Genomic DNA, 15,298 nt, shown 5'->3' with positions numbered 1-15,298 from the left:
TTTGCGCGTAGCGACTCGACCTTGCCTGCGCCGTCGACGGCACGAAACAGGAGCGCGACGCACGGGAAGCCGAGGCGGCGCCGGGGCCGCGGGAACCGCACGTCGCGCCCCGATGTCCCAGAGAAATCCCACGGGCCCTCATCGCACCTCCCGCGAGTCAGCTTTGCGCTGGTCAGCGCCCTAGCGGAGGTGATTGCGCTCACATCCTCACCATGTGGCCGGTTATTCGGCTCTGCGGGCGTATGACCCGTGGCACGATCATGCCAATCATTACCTGCGGGTAACCGCCTGGTCGGAGTGCTTCCTCCCTTCGGCCACCCCCACGCCACGCCCCTGAGGAACCAACAGTGCGCAAGACCATCAGATACGCCGTTTTACCGGCGCTCACCGTCACGTCCCTGCTCGTCGTCAGCGGTTGTGCGAACGGGTCGTCCGGTACCGCGGCAGGGAGGGCCGACGGTGCCGGGCCGGTGACCGCCGTCGAGGACACGGACGCGCAGGCCCCGCTCGCCGTGGCCCCCGCGCCGGTCGGCGCCGGGACGCCCAGCGCCGTGGCGAAACCGGGGACCGGCCACCGTCCGGCGGCCAAGTCCCCTTTGAAAATCGTCGCGTTCGACGCCGCGCGCGGCCGGGCCATCGTCGCCGGGCCGGCCGCCGGCACCCCGCCGAAGGGCACCGGCAAGGACGACCGCGGCGATGGGCAGGGGGAGAAGGGCGGCGACCACGGCGGCGGTCGGGACGAGGAGCACGGGAAGGGGTCGGCTCCCCACCGGCCGGCCGCGGTTGCGGTCGGCGACGTGCTCGCCAGCGCTCCGGTACCCGGCGCGCCCCGCGGCGCCCTGGCCAAGGTGACCGAGGTGGTGGGCACCACCGAACGGGGCACCGAGGTCAAGACCGCCCCCGCCACCCTGGGCGCGCTGCTCGGCGGCGCCACGGCGAAGGGCCAGGTCCCGGTCGACCCCGCCACGATGCGGGTCGAGCCGCTCACCCCGAACGTCAAGGTGTCCTGGGCGAAGAACGGGACGGTGCGTTTCGGGCCCGAGGGCGCGCAGTTGCCGCTCGGCAGCCTGCGGGTGGACGTGCGCGCCGTGTTGCCCACGGTGAAGACGTCGGCGGGCACCGTCGACGCTTCGGCCACGGGCTTCGTGCAGCTCGCACCCGAGGTCGACTTCTCCTACGACGGCAAGGGCACCACCACCGGCACCCCAGGCACCGCGTCGGTGAGCCTGGCCGGTGACTGGGCCTCGCAGTGGGAGCTCAAGGGCCAGGCGGCCACCTCCACGCCGGACGGCCGACCGGTGCGGGTGCCGTTCGCCAAGCTGCACGCCGACCCCGTCATCCTGGTCGGCGTGGTGCCGGTCGTGGTCAACCTCGATCTGACCTGCTACCTCCAGGTCGATGCCGACGGCAAGGTCAGCGTCGACGTCAAACAGGACGTGCAGGGCAAGTTCCGGGTCGGCGGCTCCTACAGCCGGGCCAAGGGCTGGACTCCGGTCGCCCGGGCCGACCTGCACGGCACCCCGCTGACGGCGACCGCGACGGCGGCCGGCCGGGTGAAGGCCGCACTGGGCACGGAGGCGAGCGTCGGCCTGTACGGCAGTGTCGGCGTGACCGGCACGCTGGCCCCGTACCTGCGCGCCGAGGTCTCCGGCACGGCCACCGGCTCCTCGGACGGCACGGCTTCGGCGGTCGGGAAGTGGGCGGCGTACGGCGGCGTCGACCTCTCCGGCGCGCTCCGGGCGCACCTGGACGTCTTCGGCACACCGGTCTTCGAACGGAGCATTCCGCTCGGTCCGCTCCACCACGAGTGGGAACTCGCCGGCGGCCAGGGCGCCGTGCGCACCCCCGGGAAGCGCCCCTGACCCCGCCGTGCGCACGCCGGGAGCCCCGCCGGATCACCGGCGGGGCTCCTTCGGCTCCTGGAACAGGGGCAGTTGGTGCGGTTGCCGCGGAGGCGCCGGCCGGTCAGCGGCCGGCGTGGATCACCTTCGCACCGTCCTGGCCGAGCGGCACCGGAACGGTCAGCGGTGTGCTGCGCCGCGTGCGCCCGGCGAGGTCCTGCTGGACGACGTTCACGTTGAGGGACGTGCCCTGGCCGCCGCCGAACTTCCCCCGCGCGAAGCCCTGCACGCCGTTCGCGGTGATCTCGTAGCCGCCGGTGTCGACGATGCCGTGGGCGCGGCAGTCGCGGAACACCTCCTCGACGGGGACGAACCAGAGCCAGTGGTAGTCACCGTCGTGGTTGAGGTCGACCTTCTCCTCGAACCAGATCGCCACGCTCCCCACCAGGTCCACAGTGGCCGTCCAGTCGATGTCGTACTGCTGGGTGCCGACCACGAGCGACGCCTCGATGAGCGACTTCGGCGGGATCCGCAGCGGCAGGTCGACGCTCCAGTTCTGCGTCTCCTTGTGCGTGAACTCCTGCGTCGAGGAGAGGTTGGTCTCGATCGATGTGGTCTCGCTGACCTTGGCCACGGCCGGTATCTCGGCGGAGACCTCCACGGTGACGCCGATCTTCAACGACTCCGTCACCGAGATCCGCAGGTCCTGCTCGGTGGTCTTGCTCTGCTTGTACGTGACGACCTGTTCGACCGCCGAGCCGTTGCGGTAGTTGGTGGTCACGGAGTTGACCTGGCCCGGTACCGGCGAGGGGGCCTTGGGGTCGTAGGTGATGCCGCGGTACTCCGCGCCGACCTGGTACTGGTGGTAGGCGCCGAGCTCGCTCCGCCTTCCGTAGTCGGTGGAGGCGGTGAACCGGCAGCCGCGGGAGCCGGGGAAGCGCTCCGCGGCCATCCACTTCCCCCACGCGTCCGTGACCTCTTGCAGTGGGCGGGCGGCCGCCGTGCGCGGGGCCGCGCCCGCTGCGGCACGCGGCGCGGCGGCCGACCGGGTGGGGGCGGCGGCCGCGGTGCCGGCGGTGGCGAGGGCGGCGGGAACGGCTGCGGCGAGTCCGGCGACCGGGGCGACGGCGAGCAGGCGCCGTCGGGAGACATGGCTCATGGAAGTCCCAATCCGAGGGGGCGGAACGACGGAAGCGTCGTGGGCAGCCATGCAACCGACGATCTTCCTCGGCGCGTAGGGGCTTTGGTCCCGACTGTGCCGGCTCGCCGTGCCGCGGCTGTGCGGGTCCCGGCCGCGGCGCCCGGTGCCTGGACAGCCTTCAAAGTGGCGCAGTGCGTTGCGCCGGACCGGTGCGACGTGCCCGTGCCCTGGCGGCACCAGTCGAACGGGCGAACCGCCGTCCCGCGCGGTGCGCCCGGTCGTGCCGTCGCCGCCGCATCATGGTGCGGTGCGAAAACCCCGCGCACGGTCCGCCACCGCCACTGCCTCCGCCCGGCCCGGCCGCGCCGCGCTGGGCAGGGAAGTCGGCTGGTTCGTCGCGATCGGGCTGGCCTCGACGGTCGCCCAGGCCCTGGCGTACTGGGTGTTGCGGCGCTGGTGGCCGCCGCTGTCCGCCAACCTCGTGTCCCTCCTCGTCGTCACCGTCCTCAACACCGAGGCCAACCGGCGGCTGACCTTCCGCGGCTCGGCCGCCCGGGTCGTGCGGGCGCACCTGGCTGCGGGCGCCCTGTTCGTCGTGGCCTACGCGACCACGTCGGGCGCGGTCCTGCTGCTCCGTCACCTGTGGCCCGCCGCCCCGACGGCGGCCGAGGTCGCGGTGCTGGTGCCGAGCTTCGCCCTGGTGACCGTGGTGCGCTTCGTCGTGCTGCGGCTGCTGGTGTTCCGACGCCGCCGCTGACGCCGCGGGCACCGGTGGGCGGCGCGGTCGGGTCTTACGAATCGCTGACGTCGGGGCGTTCGGGCTGGTCGGCGGCCCCCGGACGGTGCTCTGCTGGGCCGCATGGTCCAAGAGAGACACGACAGGCCCGTCGGACGACGGCTGGTCCTGGGGATGCTCGGTCTGGGCGCCGTGGGAGTGGCGGCCGGGGCGCCCGTGCAGGACGCGGTGAGCCGGGTGCTCGGGGCGGTGCGGAACGAGGACCCCACCGGCATCACGGGCGTGCTGCCCGGCGCCGGTGGGTTCCGCTTCTACTCGGTGGCGTCCTCGGTGCCGCACCGATCGCCCGCCGACTACCGGCTCACCGTGGACGGGCTCGTCGCGCGTCCTGCGGTGTACACGCTGGCGGACCTGCGCCGGATGCCACGCACCCGGCTGGTGCGGGACGTGCAGTGCGTCACCGGCTGGCGGGTTCCGCGGACGCCGTTCACCGGGGTGTCGTTGTCCCACCTGCTCGCCGCGGCCGGGGTGGCACCGGGCGCGGGGGCGGTGCACTTCACCTGCTTCGACGGCGTGTACAGCGAGAGCCTCACCCTGGCGCAGGCCCGGCGGCCGGACATGCTGGTCGCCTACGAGATGGCGGACCGACCGGTGACCGACGCGCACGGCGGCCCGGTCCGGCTGTACGCGGCACCGATGTACTTCTACAAGTCGGCGAAGTGGCTGTCCGGTATCACGGTCACCGACCGGGTCCGGCCCGGCTATTGGGAGCGGTACGGATATGACGTGGACGCCTGGGTGGGCCGGTCGAACGGGCGCGGCGATGCCCCCGTCGGCTGAGCCCGCGGCCGCGGTGCGGGCCGCCGGGAGGCTGCGGCGCTTCACCGGTGCGGAACGGTGGGTGCACCGGATCACGGCGGCGCTGATGGGCGTCCTGGTGGTCACCGGGGCCTGCCTGTACGTGCCGCCGCTGGCCGAACTCGTCGGCCGCCGGCGGCTGGTGGCCACCGTGCACGAGTGGGCGGGCCTCGCCCTGCCGGTGCCGTTGCTGGTCGGTCTGGCCTCGCGGGCCCTGCGCGCGGACCTGGGGCGGCTGAACCGGTTCGCTCCGTACGATCGCGGCTGGATCCGGGCGGCCCTGCGGGGGCGACGCCGTCCCTCGGGGAAGTTCAACGCCGGGCAGAAGGCGTACGCGGCGCTGGTCGCCGGCGCCGGCCTGGTCCTCCTCGGCACCGGTCTGATCCTGTGGTTCCCGCGTGTGGTGCCCGTGCCGTGGCGGACCGGAGCGACGTTCGTGCACGACTGGACCGCGCTGTTCGTCGGCGCCCTCGTCCTCGGTCACGTGGTGCTGGCCGCCCGCGACCCGGAGGCCCGCCGCGCCCTGCGCACCGGCTACGCCTCGCGGTCCTGGGCCCGGCGCGAGCATCCGCTGTGGGGCGACGAGGAGTCCTGAACGGAGCCGGTCGGCAGGGACGGACGGCGGGCAGCGGTCAGTGGGCCGGCCGCCCCGGGTCCCGCCGCCGGGTCGGTGGATGCCGCGGCAACCGGTGCCGGACGGCGTCGCTGCGCAGGACGGCCCCGGTCGCGACGGCCAGGGCCGCGAGGACGTACGTCAACGCCTGGAGGGGGAAGCCGGGCAGGGTCGGCCCGCCGAGGTAGAGCACGGCGCCGGCGAGGGGGACCGCCAGCCACTCGACGCGGCCGTCCAGGGCGACGAGGCCGACGACGAGCAGGGCGTACCAGGGGTAGTTCGGCGAGAACAGCAGCAGGGCCGTGCCGGTCACCAGGAGGGCGCCGCGCCAGGGGCGGGCGGGGTCGCCGCGCCACCAGACGGACAGGGCCAGCACGGCGAGCAGCGCGCCGGCGGTCACGGCCGCGGCGGCGTCCGGCAGCAGCAGCCGCGGCAGGACGAAGCGGCGCACGTCGCCGGGTGCGTAGCCCTCTTCGTGGAGGTATCCGGGCAGGTAGCCCAGGACGGCCTTGCCGGAGAGCAGGACGTACGGCAGGTAGCAGAGGGCGACGGTCACGAGGAGGGGGACCACGACGCGGACGACCCGCGCCGCGGCGCGCTGACCGGACAGGGCCCCGGGCAGCGTCAGGACGGGCAGCAGTTTGACGGCGGTCGCGGCACCGAGGAGGACGCCGCGGCGGGCGCCGGCGGTGGCGGTGCCGAGGGCGAGCACGGTGAACAGGACGCCGAGGGCGTCGATGTGGGCGTTGTTGACCGCCTCGAAGGGCACGGCCGGGCACCAGGCCCACAGGGCGGCGCGGGGCGGGGCGCGGCGGGGATCACCACGGCGGCGCACCACGGTGAGCAGGGCGAGGGTGGTCGCGAACGCCACGACGGCGCCGCCGATTTGGAGCGGCTTGTGGCGGCTGTCCGACGGGGAGAGGGCGTGCACCGCGAGGTACCAGCCCTCGGCGAGCGGCGGGTAGACGGTGGGGACCGTGGGGCGGTTGATGCGGGTGCAGAGCCCTTCGTCGGTACGGGTGAGTCCCCAGCCGGCGCAGGGGCGGGCCGCCGTGGGGAAGAGCCACGCGTCGCGCAGCGGGGCGAGTTGGGGGGCCGCGGGCGGGTGGGCGTAGGGGGAGGTCCCGGCGGCCTGGACACGCCCGTCCCAGGCGTAGCGGTACATGTCGGTGCTGGTGCGCGGTGGGGCGGCGAGCCCGGCCAGTGCGAGGACGGCGGCACCGGCCAGGACCAGGGGGGTGGCCGCGCGCACCGGGACGGTGCGCACGACACGTGCGGCGGCGGCGAACAGGCCCCAGGCCACGGCGTAGCCGACCAGGATGCGGCCCGGGGCGCTCTGGCTGTCCCCGGCCCTGAGGGTGCCGACGACGACGGCGGTGAGGAGGGCGAGGAGGGCGGCGGTGACGAGGGTTGCGGTACGGGCGGCGCCCTTCACCGCGCGACGCCGGCGAGCGCGCGGACGGTGGCGGCGAACCGCGAGCCGACCGGGCAGCGGGCGGCGACCGGGCCGACGTCCGCGGCGGTGTCCACGTCGCGCAGCACCGGCAGGTCGCGCACCGTCAGTCCGGCCGCGACCAGTCGGTGCCGCTGGAGCTCCCCCGTGCGGTCGGTGGACATCGGCACGCCCCGCACCAGGGCCGCGGCGCGTGTCGGGTCGGCGAGGCCCAGCGCCCAGAACCCGCCGTCGGCCGCGGGGCCGAACCAGGCGTCGTGGTCGTCGTCCCCGCCGACGCCCGCCAGCAGGTCGGCGGTCATCTGGGGGGTGTCCATGCCGACCAGGAGCGCCGGTCCGGGGCCGCAGTGGGCGAAGGCGGCGGCGATGCGGTCGTCGAGGCCGCCGGGCGACTGGGGCAGGACGTCGAAGCCCGGCGGGAGCCAGGGCCCCGGCCGGCCGTCGAGGACCAGTACGCGCCGTCGGGCGGGGGCCCGGGACACGGTGTGCAGGGTGTCGACGAGGGCGGCCTCGGCAAGGGCGGCCGCCTCCCGGGGTGTGTAGGGCGGGGTGAGCCGGGTCTTGACCCGGCCCGGCACGGGTTCCTTGGCGATGACCAGGAGGGTGGCCGGCCCCGGTCCCGGCACCGGGAGCCGGGCGCTCATCGTCCGGCTCCGGGCGCGTGCGCGGTCCCCGCCGGGGCGGTGGCCGGCGGCTCGGCGAGCACCCCGCGCATGTCACGGACCGCCTGCCAGGTGCCGCGCCAGGTGCCGGTGACCTTCGAGCGCCCGGTGCGCGGGTGGTAGGGCACGTCTTCCTCGCGCACCCGCCAGCCGGCGTCCGCGGCCCGGACCACCATCTGCAGCGGGTAGCCGGACCGCCGGTCGGTCAGGGCGAGGGCGAGCAGTGCCTCCCGGCGGGCGGCACGCATCGGTCCGAGGTCGTGCAGGCGCAGTCCGGTGCGCCGCCGGATCAGTCGCGCCAACTCCACGTTGGCGAGGCGGGCGTGGAGCGGCCAGGCCCGGGGCGTGGTGGGTCGGCGGCGGCCCAGGACCAGGTCGGCGGAGCCGTCGAGGACCGGACCGGCGATCCCGGGCAGGAGTTCGGGGTCGAGGGAGGCGTCGCAGTCGCAGAAGCAGACGACGTCGGCGGTCGCGGCGGTCAGGCCGGCGTGGCAGGCGGCGCCGAAGCCGCGGCGCGGCTCGTGGACGACGTGGGCGCCGAGGCGGCGGGCGATGTCCGCGGAGGCGTCGGTGGAACCGTTGTCGACGACGATCGCCCGCCAGCCCGGCGGGATCCGGTCCAGCACCCACGGCAGGGCCGCGGCCTCGTCGAGGCAGGGCAGTACGACGTCCACCGGCGGACGGGAGGGGGAGGGCTCGTTCACCGCACTCACCCTACGAGCCCAAAGGGCGCGAAAAGGACTTTGCGTCCTTACGGTTCGCTGACGTCGCGGCATCGGGCGGGCCGCCCGCGCGCAGTGGCGCCGCCGCGAACTCCGCCATGCCCGCCGCGAACGCGACCCGCGGCCGCCAGCCGAGTTCGGTGCGCAGCCGGTGCGCGGAGGCGGTGATGTGGCGGACGTCGCCGAGCCGGTACTCCCCCGTGACGACCGGCGTCGGTCCGCCGTGGGCGTCGGCCAGCGCGGCGGCCATCTCCCCGACCGTGTGCGGCTCGTCGCTGCCGACGTTGTACGCCCGCACCGCGTCCGGCGGCAGCCCGTCGATGCCGGTCAGGGCCGCGAGGTTGGCCGCGGCGACGTCCCGCACGTGCACGAAGTCCCGGCGCTGCCCGCCGTCCTCGAACACCCGGGGCGCGGCGCCGTTCGCCAGTGCGGAGCGGAACAGCGAGGCGACGCCCGCGTAGGGCGTGTCGCGCGGCATCCCGGGCCCGTACACGTTGTGGTAGCGAAGGGCCGCGGCCCGCCCGCCGGTCGCCCGGGCCCACGCGGCGGCCAGGTGCTCCTGGGCGAGTTTCGTGCTGGCGTAGACGTTGCGGGGGTCGGTCGGTGCGTCCTCGTCCACCAGGCCGGGGGCGAGGGGTTCGCCGCACGTCGGGCAGGGCGGTTCGAAGCGGCCCGCCTCCAGGTCCGCGACCCGGCGCGGCCCGGGCCGCACGACGCCGTGCCGGGGGCAGGCGTAGCGGCCCTCCCCGTAGACCACCATGGAGCTGGCCAGCACCAGCCGGCGCACGCCGGCCGCGGCCATCTCGGCCAACAGGACGGCGGTGCCCAGGTCGTTGCACCCGACGTAGGCGGGGGCGTCCGCGAAGTCCTTGCCGAGCCCGACCATCGCGGCCTGGTGGCAGACGGCGTCCACGCCGCGCAGCGCACCGGCGACGGCCTCCTCGTCGCGGACGTCGGCGGGCCGCCAGTCCACCCCGTCGGGCAGGGACGGTGCGGTGGGGTGGGCGGCGGGCAGGAGGGCGTCGAGCACGCGCACGGCGTGCCCGGCCCCGGTGAGCGCGGTGACGAGGTGCGAGCCGATGAAGCCCGCACCTCCGGTGACCAGGATCAGCATGTCCCGACCGTACGGCCGCCCGCCCGGCCGCGGGCCGCACCGCGGCGGGACGTCAGACTTCCGTCATCCTTCCGCGCCCCGGCGGTGCCACCGCATGACGATCTCGCGTTGGAAGGTGACGTAGCCGGCGCGTGCGAAGGCGTCGGCCATCGGCGCGTTGCCGAGGTCGGTCGACGCCCGGATGCGGGGCACGCCCTGCCCGGCGAGGATGCGGGTGCCTTCCGCGAGGAGGTCGTCGGCGTAGCCGTTGCCGCGGTGCGCGGGCAGCACGCCGAGGTAGGCGATGATCGCGTTGTAGTCGTTGCGCGCGGGGATCACGAATCCCACCGGGGTGCCGTCGGGCCGGGTCGCGACGCGCCACCACTCCCGGGGGCTGGTGTACCGGGCGAGTTCCTTCTCGTAGTGCGCGACCGCCGCCGCCCGGTCGGACATCCGGGTCAGGTCGTCGCGACTGTGTGCGTCCAACGTGCCGTCCAGGGCGGCGGTCATCAGGTCGAGCAGTTCCGCGGCGTCGTCGACCGGCCGGAAGGCGAGGCGGCCGCCGGGCCTGGCCGCGGTGGCGCCCGGTCGCCACTCCAGGCGGAGGCGCTCCACGAACGGCCGGGCGCCGGTGCGTTCGACGATCCGCATGCGGTCCTCGACCGCCTGCCGGGTGGCGGGCTCGCCGCGCCAGTCGTCCGGGACGAAGCGGCTGTACCGGGGCGGATCGCTCCCCTCGGGGAGGGCGGTGGCCATCGCGGCGCGCAGCAGGCGGACCCCGACGTCCACTCGGTCGGGAGCCGTCAGCGCGTCGTCGACGTCGAGGACGTCCAGCAGCAAGGGGGCGTCCGCGCCCGCCCGGCCCCACCAGGCGGCCCGGCCCAGCAGGCGGTCGCCCCGTAGCGCGACCCACATCCGTGCGGGCCGCCTGCGCCCCTGGGCGAGGTCGTCGGCGATTTCTTCGTTGAGGACGTAGGGGAGTTGGTTGAAGAGGTCGACTTCCTGGTCGCCGGTGAGGGGACGCAGGGTCAGGTCGTTCGGGTTCACGGTCGGTGCACGCTCCGGTGGAGGCGCCCGCCGGCCCGTTCCGGAATCAGCGGTGGTCCGCGCTCCGGTGTCGGGACGGGACGGGCACGAGGGACTTGGGCGACATGGGCTGAGCCCTCCTCTCACGGTCGTGGTCGGTGTGCCGATGCGGCGGTCGCGGCCAAGTACTACCCGGGCATGGATCCTGGCCGCAACTGCTTTTGCCCGCACGCGCGGTGACCCGGGCCGCGCCGTCGCGACGACGCGCCGCTCGTGACCCGGCTCGTGTGCACGACGGGCACCGAGCGGGGGAATAATCACCCTCCCGTGCGCCCCGCAACGCCCCGCCCACCGTGGAACACCTCACCGAAGGACGGCCGCCGTGCAGATCACCCGCATCGAGACCTTCCTCGCCCCACCGCGGTGGATGTTCGTCCGGGTGGAGACCGACGCGGGCGTCGTCGGTTGGGGCGAACCGGTCGTCGAGGGCCGCGCCGAACCCGTCCGGGCGGCGGTCGACGTGCTGGCCGAGTACCTCGTCGGCGCCGACCCGATGCGTATCGAGGACCACTGGCAGGTGATGACCAAGGGCGGCTTCTACCGCGGCGGCCCGGTGCTGTCCTCCGCGGTCGCCGGCCTGGACCAGGCACTGTGGGACATCAAGGGCAAGCACTACGGCGTGCCCGTGCACCAGTTGCTCGGGGGCCCGGTGCGCGACCGGGTCCGCGCCTACTCCTGGGTCGGCGGCGACGATCCGGCCGAGGTGCGCGACGCGGTCACCGCGCAGCTGGAGGCGGGCTTCACCGCCGTCAAGATGAACGGCTGCGGCAGGATGACGCCGGTCGCCTCCCGCGCCGAGGTCCGCGCCGTGCTGCGGCGCGCCGAGACGGCCCGCCAGGTCCTCGGCGACGCACACGACTTCGGCCTGGACTTCCACGGCCGGGTCTCCCCCGCCAACGCCCGCCGCCTGCTGCCGCTGCTCGCCGAGTACGCCCCGATGTTCGTCGAGGAACCGGTGCTCCCGGACCACGCGCACGTGCTCCCGGACCTGGTGAACGCCTCTTCCGTCCCCCTCGCACTGGGTGAACGCCTCTACTCCCGCCAGGAGTTCCTCGCCCCGCTGCACGCCGGGGTCGCCGTCCTCCAGCCCGACGTCTCGCACGCCGGCGGCATCTCCGAACTGCGCCGGATCGCGGCCCTGGCCGAGACCTACGGCGCGCAGCTCGCGCCGCACTGCCCGCTGGGCCCGATCGCCCTGGCCGCCTGCCTCCAACTCGCCTTCACCACGCCCAACTTCCTGATCCAGGAACAGAGCATCGGCATCCACTACAACCGGGGCACCGAACTCCTCGACTACGTCGTCGACCCGGAGCCGTTCCGCTTCGACCGCGGTGCCCTCCTGCGCACCGAGCGGCCGGGGCTCGGCATCGACGTCGACGAGGCGGCGGTGCGGGCCGCCGACCGCAAGGGGCACGCCTGGCGCAACCCGGTCTGGCGGCACCGGGACGGCTCGTTCGCCGAGTGGTGACCGCCCGCGCGCCGACCGCCCGGGCCACCCGCGGGCGCGGCAGAAATAGAGTGCGGGCAACAAGGAGAGACCGGAGGCACGACATGAACGCCGACCAGCCCGCGACGCGGCACGGGGGCGCCGGTGCGGCGCGTGGACCGCGCCCGGGGCCCGTGTTGACCTTCGGCGAGACGATGGTGGCCCTGCGCGGCAGCGGACCCCTGAAACTGGGCGGCACCATGGCGGTGTCCGTGGCCGGCGCGGAGAGCAACGTCGCGATCGGCCTGGCCCGGCTCGGGCACGCCGTGCACTGGGCCGGCGCCGTCGGCGACGACGAGGCCGGGCGCCTGGTCCTGCGCACCCTGCGCGCCGAAGCGGTGGACGTCTCCGCCGCCACGGTGGACGCCGGAGCGCCGACCGGCCTGCTGCTCTTCGAGCCCCGCCTCCCGCAGGCGACCCGTGTGCACTACTACCGCACCGGTTCCGCGGGTTCCCGGCTCTCCCCGGAGAGCGTGGAACGGGCCTTCGCCACCGCCCCGCCGCGGCTGGTGCACCTCACCGGCATCACCCCCGCACTCGGCCCGGGCCCCCGCGCCGCCGCCGAGCGGGCACTGCGCCTGGCGCGCGCGCACGGCTGCGTCGTCTGCCTCGACGTCAACTTCCGTTCCCGGCTGTGGAGCGAGGCCGCGGCCGGTGAGGTGCTGCGCGCCTGGGCCCCGCAGGTGGACGTCCTGATCGCGTCCGACGACGAACTGCCGCTGGCCCTGCCCGAAGGCGCCGGCGCCGACCGCTCGGCGCGGGCGGAGTTGCTGCTGGGGTCGGGCGTCGCGGAGGTCGTGGTGAAGCTCGGTGCGGACGGCGCGCTGGTCCGCACCGCGGACGGGCAGGTGCACCGGCCGGCGCGCCCGGTGCGCGCGGTGGACCCGGTGGGCGCCGGTGACGCCTTCGTCGCCGGCTACCTCTCCGCGCTCCTGGACGGCGAGGGCCCGACGGCGTGCCTGGACCGGGGCGTCACCACCGGCGCGTTCGCCGTCGCCGCGCACGGCGACTGGGAGGGCGCCCCGACCCGCGACGAACTGCCGCTGCTGGCAACGGAGTCGGGCACCGTGCTGCGGTGAGGTGCCCGCCCGGTCCGCCCGCCCGAGGGACCGCGGCGGGACGGGTCGGGCCCCAGTGGGTCAGAAGTCGCCCCGTACGACGGCGTGCAGGTGCTCGTCGTGCCATCCGTCGGCGTGCAGCAGCGCGCTGCGCATGGTGCCTTCGTAGGAGAACCCGGCCTTGGCCGCGACCCGGCAGGAGGCCGGGTTGGCCACCGAGTGGCACAGCCGGAGCCGGTGCAGACCGAGGTCGTCCAGGGCCCACCGGCTCACCCGCCGGGCGGCTTCGGCCACTACCCCACCGCCCCGGGCCGTGGGCAGGACCCAGTACAGGATCTCCGCGCTGCCGCCCGCCAGGTCGATGTCGCCCCAGCCGATGAGCCCGTCGGCTTCGCCGTCCGGCCGCGCGATGGCCCAGATCGCGCTCGCTTCGGACCGCCAGCGGCGGTGCATGCCGTCGATCCGCCGGCGGGCGTCCTCTGCCGTGGCCACCAGCAGGCGGTTCCACTGGCGGATGGCCGGATCCTGACTGGCCGTCACCAGGACGTCGGCGTCGCCGTGCCGCCAGGGACGCAGGGCCCGGCCGGCCGACAGGGCGAGCACGGGTTGCTCACTGCGGGCCATCCGCCCTGCGGGCACGACGGCGGGCACGGCGCCCGGCGGTGTGTCGGGCGGGCCGGCGGGGATCTCCTCGGGCTGGGGCGAGTTGGAGGTCATCACGGCATCGTGCCACGCCCCGGCAACGCCGCGAGGTGCCGTGCCAGGCGCCACGGACCCGGCCATGCCCCCTCGGGGCGAATTACATCGGTGTTCGCCGTGCGAGGCGCGGAAAAGCGGTCAGACTCCCCACGGACGGGTCTGCCGGGGCCCCGCCCCGGCAGACCCGTCACACTGCCCCGCGTTTCCCGCCTGACGCCCCGTACCGCGGGGCGACCTCGCATGACGGAGATCGCATGACGGAGACCGAACGGACCGCCCCTGCACCGCGGGCGGCATTCCGCGCCACGGCCTTCGCCCGAGACGGGCGCTGGCACTTGGAGATATCCAGCCTCGACAGCGAACCCGACACCGGCGACACCGAGGCCGTACTGGTCACACTGCGGCCCACCGGGGACGCCCAGGACGGCACCCGGTTCCCCACCGACGGCCTGCGCGAACAGTTGCGGCACAACGGCTTCGTCCTCGACGATCCGGAGGCCGGCACCGGCGGCTGGACGCGGGCGGACGACGAGGAGCGCTACACCGCGATGTGCCGCCCCACCACGAGAGCGGTGTGACGGCACGGGCGGCGCCGCGAGGGCCTCACCTCACGACCAGGTCCTGGTTCCGGCGGACGAACTCCCCCACGGATTCCGGTGGCCGCCCGATCACCCGCTCGACGCCGTCCGTGAGGCGGTCGTACCGGTTCTCCGCGTGGAGCCGCGCCATCGTGGAGATGTGCTGGAAGACGTGATCCGGCAGCCCCAGCGGGGTGAGGTCGTGGGCGATCCACTCGTCCAGCGGGACGTCGGTGTGGCCGACCGGTCGGCCGAGCGCGGCGGAGACCTCCTCCGCCATGGCGGCGACGTCGATCGAGCGGGGTCCGGTCAACTCATAGGTCCGGCCGACGTGCGGAGCCGGGTCGGCCAGGACCTCCGCGACCACCGCGGCGACGTCGCCGGCGGCCACGGGTGAGGTCTTCGCCCGGCCGAAGGGCAGTCTGATGGCACCGCCGTCGTCGATCGCGGACAGGCCCAACCGGAAGAGCGGGTTCTCCAGGAACACGGTGGGTCTGATCTCCACCACGGGCAGGCCCGACCAGTCCAGGAGCTGCTCGACCAGCCACTGCTGTCGGTGCTGGTGCGATTCCGTCGTACTGGTGAGGTCCATCTCGGAGACCGTCAACTGCGACATGTTCACCAGCACTTCCAGGTGTTCCGCGGCGCGGGCCACGGCCGCCGTCGTCACCGCGGCCTCCAGGTACTGGTCCGACACCGCCATCCCGAAGTACATCCGCTCGCAGCCCGCCAGCGCCGCGGCGACGTCCGCCGTCCGCGTCAGGTCGCCGACGACCACCTCGGCGCCCGTGCCGCGCAGCTGCTGCGCGCGGTCGTCCTCCCGGTGCACCAGCGCCCGGACGGCCAGGCCGCGCCGCCTGAGGTCCTCCACCACGGTCCGTCCGACGGCGCCGACGCTGCCCGCGGCACCGGTCACCAGGATCGGCTTCCTCTTCGCCTCCGGGTCGCGGTCCATAGCGGCAGCGTCCCGCGCACCCCCGGACGACGCAACCCGAACCGGCCGCGGCACCAGGCGCATCGGTGCGCGCACGGTCGGTCAGGACTCGGGGCGCGGTGGATGCACGGCGTCGTAGCGGCGCAACTCACCGCAGCGCAACGTCCCGTCGCGTAGCCACCCGACGACCAGAACGCGCCACTTGTCACGGATCGTCCCGAGTACCTGCAACACCTTCCGACACACTCCGCCCCTCCCCCGCAACGTCCGACGACGGCGTGGGCAGGCGCGGCATGCGACCCGGCGTCCCTGGCGGCGGTGCCCGGTCTGTCCGGCCG

At 75.0% G+C, this 15,298-nt stretch carries 15 protein-coding genes; 7 read left to right on the top strand and 8 right to left on the bottom strand.

What is annotated here, in order from left to right; genetic code table 11:
* The first annotated feature begins 470 nt into the window (after window positions 1-470).
* Window positions 471-1,862, top strand: coding sequence for a hypothetical protein (locus ACLJT4_RS33310; protein ID WP_411128112.1), 1,392 nt, complete (start codon window positions 471-473; stop codon window positions 1,860-1,862).
* Window positions 1,863-1,965: 103 nt separating this feature from the next.
* Here the strand turns inward: ACLJT4_RS33310 and ACLJT4_RS33305 are convergent, their stop codons facing one another.
* Window positions 1,966-3,000 (bottom strand): cytotoxin leucocidin, encoded by a 1,035-nt coding sequence (locus tag ACLJT4_RS33305; RefSeq protein WP_411128110.1) that lies wholly within the window; start codon window positions 2,998-3,000, stop codon window positions 1,966-1,968.
* A 289-nt stretch (window positions 3,001-3,289) separates the two neighbouring features.
* Between ACLJT4_RS33305 and ACLJT4_RS33300 the strand changes: the two genes are divergently transcribed.
* The 3 genes from ACLJT4_RS33300 to ACLJT4_RS33290 all read left to right on the top strand — a co-directional run bounded on the left by ACLJT4_RS33300 (window position 3,290) and on the right by ACLJT4_RS33290 (window position 5,171).
* On the top strand, window positions 3,290-3,739 hold the full coding sequence (locus tag ACLJT4_RS33300; protein WP_411128108.1) for a GtrA family protein: 450 nt from the start codon (window positions 3,290-3,292) through the stop codon (window positions 3,737-3,739).
* 102 nt (window positions 3,740-3,841) lie between these two features.
* Window positions 3,842-4,558: a molybdopterin-dependent oxidoreductase gene (locus ACLJT4_RS33295; RefSeq protein ID WP_411128106.1), complete on the top strand. Its 717-nt coding sequence runs from the start codon at window positions 3,842-3,844 to the stop codon at window positions 4,556-4,558.
* Window positions 4,542-5,171: a cytochrome b/b6 domain-containing protein gene (locus ACLJT4_RS33290; protein WP_411128104.1), complete on the top strand. Its 630-nt coding sequence runs from the start codon at window positions 4,542-4,544 to the stop codon at window positions 5,169-5,171. Before ACLJT4_RS33295 ends, ACLJT4_RS33290 begins: the two co-directional genes overlap by 17 nt.
* A gap of 37 nt (window positions 5,172-5,208) precedes the next feature.
* Here the strand turns inward: ACLJT4_RS33290 and ACLJT4_RS33285 are convergent, their stop codons facing one another.
* From ACLJT4_RS33285 to ACLJT4_RS33265, 5 genes are all read right to left on the bottom strand, one after another.
* Window positions 5,209-6,624: a glycosyltransferase 87 family protein gene (locus ACLJT4_RS33285; protein WP_411128102.1), complete on the bottom strand. Its 1,416-nt coding sequence runs from the start codon at window positions 6,622-6,624 to the stop codon at window positions 5,209-5,211.
* Window positions 6,621-7,286 (bottom strand): DUF2064 domain-containing protein, encoded by a 666-nt coding sequence (locus ACLJT4_RS33280; RefSeq protein ID WP_411128100.1) that lies wholly within the window; start codon window positions 7,284-7,286, stop codon window positions 6,621-6,623. The genes ACLJT4_RS33285 and ACLJT4_RS33280 overlap by 4 nt, the downstream gene beginning before the upstream one ends.
* A complete protein-coding gene (locus tag ACLJT4_RS33275) occupies window positions 7,283-8,008 on the bottom strand; it encodes a glycosyltransferase family 2 protein (protein WP_411128098.1) in 726 nt (241 codons plus the stop codon). Before ACLJT4_RS33275 ends, ACLJT4_RS33280 begins: the two co-directional genes overlap by 4 nt.
* Window positions 8,009-8,018: 10 nt before the next feature.
* Entirely contained in the window at window positions 8,019-9,140 is a 1,122-nt protein-coding gene (locus ACLJT4_RS33270; RefSeq protein WP_411128096.1) for an NAD-dependent epimerase/dehydratase family protein, read from the bottom strand.
* A gap of 63 nt (window positions 9,141-9,203) precedes the next feature.
* Window positions 9,204-10,166, bottom strand: a complete 963-nt coding sequence (locus tag ACLJT4_RS33265) for a GNAT family N-acetyltransferase (RefSeq protein ID WP_411128094.1) — start codon at window positions 10,164-10,166, stop codon at window positions 9,204-9,206.
* Window positions 10,167-10,527: 361 nt separating this feature from the next.
* On the opposite strand from ACLJT4_RS33265, the gene dgoD reads away from it, so the two are divergent.
* A complete protein-coding gene (gene dgoD / locus ACLJT4_RS33260; RefSeq protein ID WP_411128091.1) occupies window positions 10,528-11,673 on the top strand; it encodes a galactonate dehydratase in 1,146 nt (381 codons plus the stop codon).
* A gap of 83 nt (window positions 11,674-11,756) precedes the next feature.
* A complete protein-coding gene (locus tag ACLJT4_RS33255) occupies window positions 11,757-12,770 on the top strand; it encodes a sugar kinase (RefSeq protein WP_411128089.1) in 1,014 nt (337 codons plus the stop codon).
* Between the two features lie 60 nt (window positions 12,771-12,830).
* On the opposite strand, the gene ACLJT4_RS33250 is transcribed toward ACLJT4_RS33255, so the two are convergent.
* Window positions 12,831-13,466, bottom strand: coding sequence for a GNAT family N-acetyltransferase (locus tag ACLJT4_RS33250; RefSeq protein ID WP_411128087.1), 636 nt, complete (start codon window positions 13,464-13,466; stop codon window positions 12,831-12,833).
* A gap of 236 nt (window positions 13,467-13,702) precedes the next feature.
* On the opposite strand from ACLJT4_RS33250, the gene ACLJT4_RS33245 reads away from it, so the two are divergent.
* Window positions 13,703-14,026 carry a hypothetical protein gene (locus tag ACLJT4_RS33245; protein ID WP_411128085.1) on the top strand — a complete coding sequence of 108 codons (324 nt, stop codon included), beginning with the start codon at window positions 13,703-13,705 and terminating at the stop codon, window positions 14,024-14,026.
* A 25-nt stretch (window positions 14,027-14,051) separates the two neighbouring features.
* Here the strand turns inward: ACLJT4_RS33245 and ACLJT4_RS33240 are convergent, their stop codons facing one another.
* The gene (locus ACLJT4_RS33240) at window positions 14,052-14,981 is read right to left on the bottom strand and encodes an NAD(P)H-binding protein (RefSeq protein ID WP_411128083.1); all 930 of its coding nucleotides are present in this window, start codon (window positions 14,979-14,981) and stop codon (window positions 14,052-14,054) included.
* Window positions 14,982-15,298 lie beyond the last annotated feature (317 nt).

Origin of the sequence: Streptomyces sp. x-19 (genome assembly GCF_046549115.1) — a bacterium.
In the GTDB taxonomy this organism is placed as follows: Bacteria; Actinomycetota; Actinomycetes; order Streptomycetales; family Streptomycetaceae; genus Streptomyces; species Streptomyces albulus_C.
Note: the sequence above shows the minus strand (reverse complement) of the source record. Positions and strands in the feature narration are given on the sequence as shown.